The 8907-nt window shown below is 35.0% G+C and carries 11 protein-coding genes; all 11 read right to left on the bottom strand.

Going from position 1 to position 8907, the window contains the following annotated elements; translation table 11 throughout:
• Window positions 1–154 precede the first annotated feature (154 nt).
• Window positions 155–1069: a succinate--CoA ligase subunit alpha gene (gene sucD / locus COC46_RS07025; protein ID WP_098809029.1), complete on the bottom strand. Its 915-nt coding sequence runs from the start codon at window positions 1067–1069 to the stop codon at window positions 155–157.
• A 16-nt stretch (window positions 1070–1085) separates the two neighbouring features.
• Window positions 1086–2246, bottom strand: coding sequence for an ADP-forming succinate--CoA ligase subunit beta (gene sucC, locus COC46_RS07020; RefSeq protein WP_098809028.1), 1161 nt, complete (start codon window positions 2244–2246; stop codon window positions 1086–1088).
• A 316-nt stretch (window positions 2247–2562) separates the two neighbouring features.
• Entirely contained in the window at window positions 2563–3327 is a 765-nt protein-coding gene (locus COC46_RS07015; RefSeq protein WP_098809027.1) for a ribonuclease HII, read from the bottom strand.
• 73 nt (window positions 3328–3400) lie between these two features.
• A complete protein-coding gene (ylqF, locus tag COC46_RS07010; RefSeq protein ID WP_098809026.1) occupies window positions 3401–4300 on the bottom strand; it encodes a ribosome biogenesis GTPase YlqF in 900 nt (299 codons plus the stop codon).
• A gap of 45 nt (window positions 4301–4345) precedes the next feature.
• Window positions 4346–4900, bottom strand: coding sequence for a signal peptidase I (gene lepB, locus COC46_RS07005; protein WP_141550875.1), 555 nt, complete (start codon window positions 4898–4900; stop codon window positions 4346–4348).
• Between the two features lie 154 nt (window positions 4901–5054).
• Window positions 5055–5399, bottom strand: coding sequence for a 50S ribosomal protein L19 (rplS, locus tag COC46_RS07000; RefSeq protein ID WP_088069415.1), 345 nt, complete (start codon window positions 5397–5399; stop codon window positions 5055–5057).
• 131 nt (window positions 5400–5530) lie between these two features.
• Complete coding sequence (gene trmD / locus COC46_RS06995; RefSeq protein WP_098809024.1) at window positions 5531–6277, bottom strand: tRNA (guanosine(37)-N1)-methyltransferase TrmD; 747 nt, start codon at window positions 6275–6277, stop codon at window positions 5531–5533.
• Window positions 6277–6792 (bottom strand): ribosome maturation factor RimM, encoded by a 516-nt coding sequence (gene rimM / locus COC46_RS06990; protein WP_098809023.1) that lies wholly within the window; start codon window positions 6790–6792, stop codon window positions 6277–6279. The genes trmD and rimM overlap by 1 nt, the downstream gene beginning before the upstream one ends.
• A gap of 118 nt (window positions 6793–6910) precedes the next feature.
• Window positions 6911–7138, bottom strand: a complete 228-nt coding sequence (locus tag COC46_RS06985) for a KH domain-containing protein (protein WP_025569023.1) — start codon at window positions 7136–7138, stop codon at window positions 6911–6913.
• A gap of 14 nt (window positions 7139–7152) precedes the next feature.
• Window positions 7153–7425, bottom strand: a complete 273-nt coding sequence (rpsP, locus tag COC46_RS06980) for a 30S ribosomal protein S16 (protein ID WP_025569022.1) — start codon at window positions 7423–7425, stop codon at window positions 7153–7155.
• A gap of 134 nt (window positions 7426–7559) precedes the next feature.
• The gene (gene ffh, locus COC46_RS06975) at window positions 7560–8903 is read right to left on the bottom strand and encodes a signal recognition particle protein (protein ID WP_098809022.1); all 1344 of its coding nucleotides are present in this window, start codon (window positions 8901–8903) and stop codon (window positions 7560–7562) included.
• Window positions 8904–8907: the final 4 nt, after the last annotated feature.

The raw sequence follows: 8907 nt of genomic DNA, 5'->3' as shown, positions 1-8907 counted from the left end.
TTAGGGGTCTCAAGTTTCCCGCATTTCCCATAGGAGTCTTCGCCCCTTCCATGTCAATTAGTCGCAAATTTAACTAAAATCAACAATTAATATTAAACAGAGCCTTCTTTTAAGAAAAGTAGCCTCCAACTGGAGGCTACTTATTTTTTGATTCTTAAACTAAAGCTTCATGTGTCTTACATTGTTCATATAAGCCACGCTCTTTTAATGCAGAAATTAAAGTTTCGCCCATTACTGCAGGAGTAAGTGCAACTTTAATGCCACAGCTTTCCATTGTAGCCATTTTTTCTTTAGCAGTACCTTTACCGCCTGCGATGATCGCACCAGCATGACCCATACGTTTACCTTCTGGAGCCGTTTGACCGCCAATGAATCCTACTACTGGTTTCGCCATATTAGCTTGTACCCACTCAGCAGCTTCTTCTTCTGCAGTTCCACCGATTTCACCAATCATAATAACTGCATAAGTTTCTGGATCTTCATTGAATGCTTTTAATACATCGATGAAGTTTGTACCATTTACAGGGTCTCCACCAATACCTACAGCTGTAGATTGACCAATACCAGCTTGAGTTAATTGATGTACAGCTTCATAAGTTAATGTACCAGAACGAGATACGATTCCTACATGACCTTTTTTATGAATGTAACCAGGCATGATACCAATTTTACACTCATCTGGAGTGATAACTCCAGGACAGTTAGGGCCAACTAATCTAGTCTTTTTGCCTTCCATATACTTTTTAACTTTTACCATATCAAGTACTGGAATACCTTCTGTAATACAAATAGCGATATCTAATTCAGCATCAACAGCTTCCATGATTGCATCAGCAGCAAATGCAGGTGGTACGTAAATTACAGATGCATTAGCACCAGTAGCTTCAACTGCATCTTCAACTGTATTGAATACAGGAACGCCAGCAATGTCAGTTCCACCTTTACCAGGAGTTACACCACCAACGATTTTAGTACCATACTCTAACATTTGAGTAGTATGGAATAAGCCTTGTGAACCAGTAATACCTTGTACAATGACTTTTGTATCTTTATTAATAAATACGCTCATTTTTATCCTCCCTTTCTTAGCCTACAAGTGCAACGATTTTTTCAGCGCCATCAGCCATTGAATCTGCTGCAACAATGTTTAAGCCTGACTCATTAAGAATCTTCTTACCTAATTCAACATTCGTTCCTTCTAAACGAACAACTAATGGTAAGTGTAAACCAACTTGTTTAGTTGCTTCGATAACACCTTCAGCAATAACATCACACTTCATGATGCCACCGAAGATATTAACGAAAATACCTTTAACATTTTGGTCAGAAAGGATGATTTTAAACGCTTCTGTTACTTTCTCAGCAGTAGCACCGCCCCCTACATCTAGGAAGTTAGCCGGATCTCCACCGTAGTGTTTAATGATATCCATTGTAGCCATTGCTAGACCTGCACCATTAACCATACAACCAATATTTCCGTATAAAGAAATATAGTTTAAGTCAAACTTAGAAGCTTCGATTTCTTTTGGATCTTCTTCTTCTAAATCACGGTAAGCTAAAATATCTGCATGACGATATAAAGCATTTGAGTCAAAGTTTAACTTTGCATCTAATGCCATTACTTCACCATCACCAGTAACTACTAGTGGGTTAATTTCAGCGATTGAGCAATCCTTTTCAACAAACGCAGAATACAAGCCCATCATGAACTTAACAGCTTTGTTTACTAAGTTGCTTGGGATGTTGATATTGAACGCAATACGACGAGCTTGGAAGCCTTGTAGACCTACTGCTGGATCAATATACTCTTTAAAGATTTTTTCAGGTGTTTTTTCAGCTACTTCTTCAATTTCAGTTCCACCTTCTTCAGAAGCCATTAATACAACTTGTGAAGTAGCGCGGTCTAAAACTAAACCTACATAATATTCTTTTTTAATATCGCAGCCTTCTTCGATAAGTAAGCGCTTAACTTCCTTACCTTCTGGTCCAGTTTGATGAGTAACTAATACTTTACCTAGAATTTCACTAGCATATGTATTTACTTCATCTAAATTTTTCGCTACTTTTACGCCACCCGCTTTACCGCGGCCACCAGCGTGAATTTGAGCTTTTACTACGCATACAGCTGTACCTAATTCTTTAGCTGCTTCTACTGCTTCTTCAACTGTGAATGCAACTTTACCGTTTGGTACTTTTACGCCATAGCTTCGTAGGATTTCTTTCCCTTGATACTCATGGATATTCATGATCCATCCTCCCCTTTTAGAACAAGACAAATTAAAACACATCCCTATTGTATCTCTAACAGAATATACTGTAAATACTTTAGTAGAAAAGAATTTAATATTCTATGTTTTTATAAAGAAAACCCTTTCAGATACAATAGTCAATGTAGTTTATCATATTACAATATTATTTTTCCATTAATTCATCCTATAGATTTAGATAACAATAAAAAAAATAGATCAACGACCGTTATTATTATTTAAAAGTCGTTAATCTATTTTATTTTGGTTCTTTTTTAGTAAATTGATGTAAATTACCCGCTAATTTTTTTATCGATTATACCTTTTCTTTTATTGGTGCAAAGGATTTTCGATGTTCGTTAATAATTCCATACATCTCGATTGCTTGTAGATGTTCTTTTGTACCATATCCCATATGCTTTTCAAATCCGAAGTTTGGATGCTTTAAACTTAATTCGCACATTAAGTTATCTCTTGTTTCTTTTGCTAGTACTGAAGCGGCTGCTATACTAATACTAGTTGCATCACCTTTTATTATTGATGTTTGAGAAATATCCATTTGTAATTTCATGGCATCTATTAATAAATGTTCAGGTGAAGATTTTAGTTGTTCAATCGCACGTCTCATTGCTAATTTTGTTGCTTCATAAATATTAATTTCATCTATCTCAGCTGAACTGGCCATTCCAATTCCATATGAAATTGCTTCTTCTTTAATACGCTTAACAAAATACTGTCGTTTCTCTTTTGACAATTTTTTTGAATCATCTAAGCCAATCAGTTCAGTATTTTCTGCTAAAATTACCGCTGCTGCTACAACAGGACCCGCTAATGGTCCTCTACCAACTTCATCCACACCGGCAATTAATTTTATGTTTTGTTTGTAAAGATTCCTTTCATATTCCATCATCTTAAAGAATTTTTTTTGAGCTAATTCTCTTTTTTCTTGTTCCCTATACCATTTAGTAACTAGCTTTTGCACACCAATTCTCTGATCATTTTCTAATTCTTTTAAGAGTTCACTAGTAGGGTCACTTAATTCACTTAGCATATTTTTTATTTCATCTATTTTCAGAGACATATTTTAGAACTCCTTCTTTACACTTTATCAGTTTGGATCATATTAAATTTCATTAAAAAAGAAGAAAGTACGCTTAATCTTGCGCACTTTCTTCTAATATTTCATCAGTTACTTCAAGCATCGATGGATTCTCAAACGATAATCTTCCTAATTTCCCTGCTCTTAGCTCGCGTAAAAATAAATCAGATGTTTTATCATAATCTATAATCCCGCCTGACATAAGTAATCCACGTTTCTTTCCAATATGATCAAAAACATCTACTACTTCTTCAGAATATAACACTTCATCGTTCATGTCATAGCGATCTTTTAATACATTTGGATAAAACTCTCTTAAATATTTAATCGCATAGATCATTACTTCCTGTAGGTTAATGATACTATCTTTTATTGCGCCAGTAGTTGCTAAACGTAGACCTACTAGTTGATCTTCAAATTTTGGCCACAAAATACCTGGGGTATCGAGCAGTTCAATTTCTTTGCCTACTTTTATCCATTGCTGTGCCTGCGTTACGCCTGGACGATCACCAGTTTTAGCAATATTCTTACGTGCTAGTTTATTGATTAAAGTCGATTTACCTACATTCGGAATTCCAACAATTAATGCTCGAATTGCACGTGGTTTTATCCCTTTAGATCTCATTTTATCAAATTTCTCTTTTACTAAAATTTCACAAGAAGAAATAATAGCTTTTAAGCCTTGTCCAGAAGCTGCATCAATCGCAATTGCCATTACGCCTTGTTTTTCATAATGCGCTAACCATTGCTGCGTAATTCTTGGATCTGCTAAATCCGCTTTATTCAATAAAAGTAATCTTGGTTTATTTGAAATAATTTCATCGATCATTGGATTTCTAGAAGCTGCTGGTACTCTAGCATCAGCTAGTTCAATTACAACATCAATTAATGAAAGTTTTTCAGTAACTTGCCTTCTAGCTTTTGCCATATGACCTGGAAACCATTGAATCGTCATGTTGCCACCTTCTTATACATTAAATAATCATGTTTATTTTGGCCTTTATTTAGCCATTTCAACCTCTGATAACGGCCAGAATACAAAACTTGCTCGACCTAAAATTTCTTTTTGGCTAACTGTCCCGATAATACGACTATCTTTACTTAATCGACGATTATCACCTAAAACGAATACTTGTCCTTTAGGTACAGTTTTTCTACCAGTAATCTCTTCTAACTTAAAGTCTTCTGTTAGAGGACCATCTGTTGTTTCTTTTTTATATTCGTTCAAATATGGTTCTTTATATGGTTTGCCATTGACATATAAGACATCTTTTCTATACTCTACAGTGTCACCTGGTAAGCCAATAACTCGTTTAATATAATCTTTTTCCTTTGTAGCATGGAAGACTACAATATCAAAACGTCTTGGTTCATGTAGTTTGTAAACAATCTTATTTACAATCATTCTACTTTGATCCTGTAATGTTGGCATCATTGAGATCCCATCAACCAAAACCGGTGTAAAAAGGAATGTTCGAATACCAAGTGCAAGTACAAGCGCAATAAAAATTGTTTTAACTAATTCCCAAATTCCACCACTATTGCTTTCTTTCAACCTAATCCCTCCAATTATAACCATACGTTTTGCAGTATTAACCAGTTTGAGCTAATAAGTTTATTTATGTATTCTATTTTACTTTTTATTATATCTATAATCTACAAATATTGGAAAAAAAGGAGCTTGTTTTATACAAGCTCCTTTCAAAAGACTATCGAAGTTCTTTAATTCTTGCTTTTTTACCAGTAAGTGCACGTAGGTAGTAAAGTTTAGCACGACGTACTTTACCGCGACGAACAACGTCTAATTTAGCAATTTTTGGAGTGTGGATTGGGAACGTACGTTCAACACCAACACCGTAAGAAATTTTACGAACTGTGAAAGTTTCGCTAATACCGCCACCACGACGTTTAATAACTACACCTTCGAATAATTGGATACGCTCACGAGTACCCTCAACAACTTTAACGTGAACCTTTACAGTATCACCAGGACGGAATGACGGTAAGTCAGTTCTAAGTTGTTCTTTTGTAATTTCGTTGATTAAATTTTGCATAATTTATGCTCTCCTTTTCCAACCGATGCTCTTACAAGATTTAGTGACTCGCAGCGGAACACCGAGAATAAAGGCTTAAGTATTTACTTGAAGCCACAAGTTATATTAACATATTCTATTAATGCACGCAACTAGTTTTCTTTTTTTAATTCTTCTTTTACTTGATCCATCCATTTCGTCTCTTTTTCAGATAATGAATAGTTTTCAAGTAGGTCTGGACGACGCGTTATCGTACGTTTAAAAGATTGTTTTGTTCGCCATTCTTCTATTAAAGCGTGATTTCCAGATAATAATACATCAGGTACTTTATGGCCTCTAAATTCGGCAGGTCTCGTATAATGTGGATGCTCTAATAAACCTGTACTAAACGAATCTTCAATTTTTGATGTCGTGTTTCCAAGTACACCAGGCAATAAACGAACAACACTATCAGCAATTACCATAGCACCAAGTTCTCCACCAGTTAAGACGTAATCGCCAATAGAAATTTCATCTGTCACTACGTGTTCACGAATTCGCTCATCATATCCTTCATAATGTCCACAAATAAAGATCAGGTGCTCCTCTTTTGAAAGTTCTTCCGCTTTACGTTGATTAAAACGCTCACCTTGAGGGCATAGAAGGACGACTCTTGGCTTATTTTCACTTTTTGATACTAATTCATCTACAGCATCAAAAATCGGCTGAGGAGCCAGTACCATTCCAGCTCCACCACCGTATGGATAATCATCAACATTTGAGTGTTTATTAGTTGAGAAATCTCTAAAATTCACACAACGAAAATGGACAGCTTCTTTTTCTTGTGCTTTTTTTAAAATCGAAGAACCTAATACACCTTCAAACATTTCAGGGAATAATGTTAAAAAGTCAATTTTCATCACAATAGACCTTCCATTAATTCGATTTTAACTTTTTTATTCTCTACATCTATTTCCTTCACAATTTGCTCAATATAAGGAATAAGCGCATCTTTTTCGCCTTTTCTTTGAACAACCCAAACATCATTCGCACCAGGAGATAAAATTTCTTTTATTTTTCCGATTTCCTCTCCATCTATTGTTTCAACTACACATCCGATAATTTCATGATAATAGTACTCATTTTTATCTAGTTTATGTAATTGATCATCAGTAATCTTTAATATTCCATTTTTAAGTGGCTCTACAGAGTTTAATGACTCATACCCTTCAAATGTAAGTAAATCAAAATTTTTATGTACACGATGACTAGTTACGATTAATTCAATCGGTGTAGTTTCTTTTTCTTTAAATAAATATAGTTTATTTCCTTTTTTGTAACGTTTTTCAGGAAAATCAGTTCTTGAAATAACACGAACCTCTCCACGTACCCCATGAGTATTTACAATTTTTCCGACATTTAAATAGTTTTCCATTCGATTACCTCTATATTTAAAATTTCATAAGTTTATCGTTAGTTTTACCATTGTAAGTTGTAGATATGTCTACGAATGTTGAAAACGGTCCTTAGCTATAGCCAAGGACCGTCTTACATTACTGAATATCTAAGTGAATACGTTTTGCGTGTTCATTACTTGCTGCATAAACAACCGTACGAATCGCTTTAGCAATTTTACCATGTTTGCCAATCACTCTACCAGCATCTTCAGGATTTACCTGTAAATGAAAGAATAAATTGTTCTCATCTTCTTTTACTTGAAGTGAAATATCCTCTGGATGATCTACAAGACTTGAAACAATTGCATTAATGAGTGTATTCATCTTTTTTTCCATCATTACTTGCCGTTGCGAGCGTTGTGGAATTTCTCTAAGATACCAGCTTTAGAGAATAAGTTACGAACTGTATCAGATGGTTTAGCACCTGTTCCTAACCATTTTAATGCTGCTTCTTCGTTAATTTTGATTTCAGCTGGTTGAGCAACTGGATTGTAAGTTCCAATTTCCTCAATGAAACGTCCATCACGAGGAGAACGAGCGTCTGCTACTACTACACGGTAAAAAGGAGATTTTTTAGCTCCCATACGTTTTAAACGAATTTTAACTGCCATTTTTAAAGCACCTCCGAAAATATTTCAACGATTTATATATTATCAAAAACCAATACTGTTTGTAAAGTAAAATTTCTTAACAGCATAATTTTTTATAAAATGATGTTTAAATGTTGGAAAATTATACAAAAAGATTAGAATAAGCCCGGAAACTTAAAGCCTTTCTTCTTCCCTTTTTGCATACCACCCATCATTTTCATCATTTTTTTCATTTCTTCAAACTGTTTTAATAAACGGTTTATTTCTTGAACAGGACGACCAGAACCTTTTGCTATTCGCTTTCTGCGACTAGAGTTGATAATATCTGGTGTAAGCTTTTCCTGCTTTGTCATTGATTGAATAATTGCCTCTACATGAGCGATTTGTTTATCGTCAATTTGCAAATCATTTAATCCTTTTATTTTGTTTGCACCTGGCATCATTTTTAAAATATCACCAAGTGGTCCCATTTTTTTAACTTGAGATAGTTGATCTAAGAAATCATCTAAAGTAAATGATGCATTTCTTAATTTTTGTTCCATCTCTTTTGCTTTTTCTTGGTCTACGTTTTCTTGTGCCTTTTCAATTAAAGTAAGCACATCACCCATACCTAGAATACGTGACGCCATTCGTTCAGGATGGAACGGCTCAATTGCATCTAGTTTTTCACCAAGTCCAACAAATTTAATTGGAGTATTTGTAACTGAACGAATTGATAAAGCTGCACCACCACGAGTGTCGCCGTCAAGCTTCGTCAGAACGACTCCAGTTAAACCTAATTGATCATTAAAGCTTTGTGCCACATTGACTGCATCTTGTCCTGTCATTGCATCAACAACTAGGAAGATTTCTTCAGGTTTTGAAAGTTCTTTTATTTGTGAAAGTTCTTCCATTAACCCTTCGTCAATATGTAGACGACCTGCTGTATCGATTAGGACATAATCAAGATGTTCATCCTTTGCATGTTGAATCGCTTGTTTCGCAATTTCAACTGGACTTACTTGATCTCCTAATGAAAACACTGGCATATCTAATTGTTTACCTAATGTTTGAAGCTGTTTAATCGCCGCAGGACGATAAATATCTGCTGCAACTAAAAGCGGCTTACGGTTATACTTTTTTCGAAGTAAATTTGCTAATTTACCAGTCGTTGTTGTTTTACCAGCACCTTGTAAACCAACCATCATAATAATAGTCGGCGGGCGATTTGCAACAGCAATTTTGCTTTGTTCTCCACCCATTAATGCTGTTAGTTCTTCTTGAACTACTTTTACAACATGTTGACCTGGCGTTAAGCTTTGTAATACCTCTTGTCCAACAGCTCGTTCAGAAACACGTTTCACAAAATCTTTAACAACTTTAAAGTTAACATCCGCCTCAAGTAAAGCAAGACGTACTTCTCTCATCATTTCCTTGACATCAGATTCAGATACTTTACCTTTGCCTCGAACCTTTTGTAATGTCTTTTGAAGTCGGTCGGCTAATCCTTCAAATGCCATAAAA

The organism is Bacillus sp. AFS041924 (assembly GCF_002577195.1).
Lineage (GTDB): Bacteria > Bacillota > Bacilli > Bacillales > Bacillaceae_G > Gottfriedia.
Note: the sequence above shows the minus strand (reverse complement) of the source record. Positions and strands in the feature narration are given on the sequence as shown.

Bases quoted from the DNA above. Each gene is read 5' to 3' on its own strand.
- sucD (WP_098809029.1), bottom strand. From the start codon at position 1,069: ATGAGCGTATTTATTAATAAAGATACAAAAGTCATTGTACAAGGTATT.
- sucC (WP_098809028.1), bottom strand. From the start codon at position 2,246: ATGAATATCCATGAGTATCAAGGGAAAGAAATCCTACGAAGCTATGGC.
- COC46_RS07015 (WP_098809027.1), bottom strand. From the start codon at position 3,327: ATGTCTCTGAAAATAGATGAAATAAAAAATATGCTAAGTGAATTAAGT.
- ylqF (WP_098809026.1), bottom strand. From the start codon at position 4,300: ATGACGATTCAATGGTTTCCAGGTCATATGGCAAAAGCTAGAAGGCAA.
- rplS (WP_088069415.1), bottom strand. From the start codon at position 5,399: ATGCAAAATTTAATCAACGAAATTACAAAAGAACAACTTAGAACTGAC.
- trmD (WP_098809024.1), bottom strand. From the start codon at position 6,277: ATGAAAATTGACTTTTTAACATTATTCCCTGAAATGTTTGAAGGTGTA.
- rimM (WP_098809023.1), bottom strand. From the start codon at position 6,792: ATGGAAAACTATTTAAATGTCGGAAAAATTGTAAATACTCATGGGGTA.
- COC46_RS06985 (WP_025569023.1), bottom strand. From the start codon at position 7,138: ATGAATACACTCATTAATGCAATTGTTTCAAGTCTTGTAGATCATCCA.
- rpsP (WP_025569022.1), bottom strand. From the start codon at position 7,425: ATGGCAGTTAAAATTCGTTTAAAACGTATGGGAGCTAAAAAATCTCCT.
- ffh (WP_098809022.1), bottom strand. From the start codon at position 8,903: ATGGCATTTGAAGGATTAGCCGACCGACTTCAAAAGACATTACAAAAG.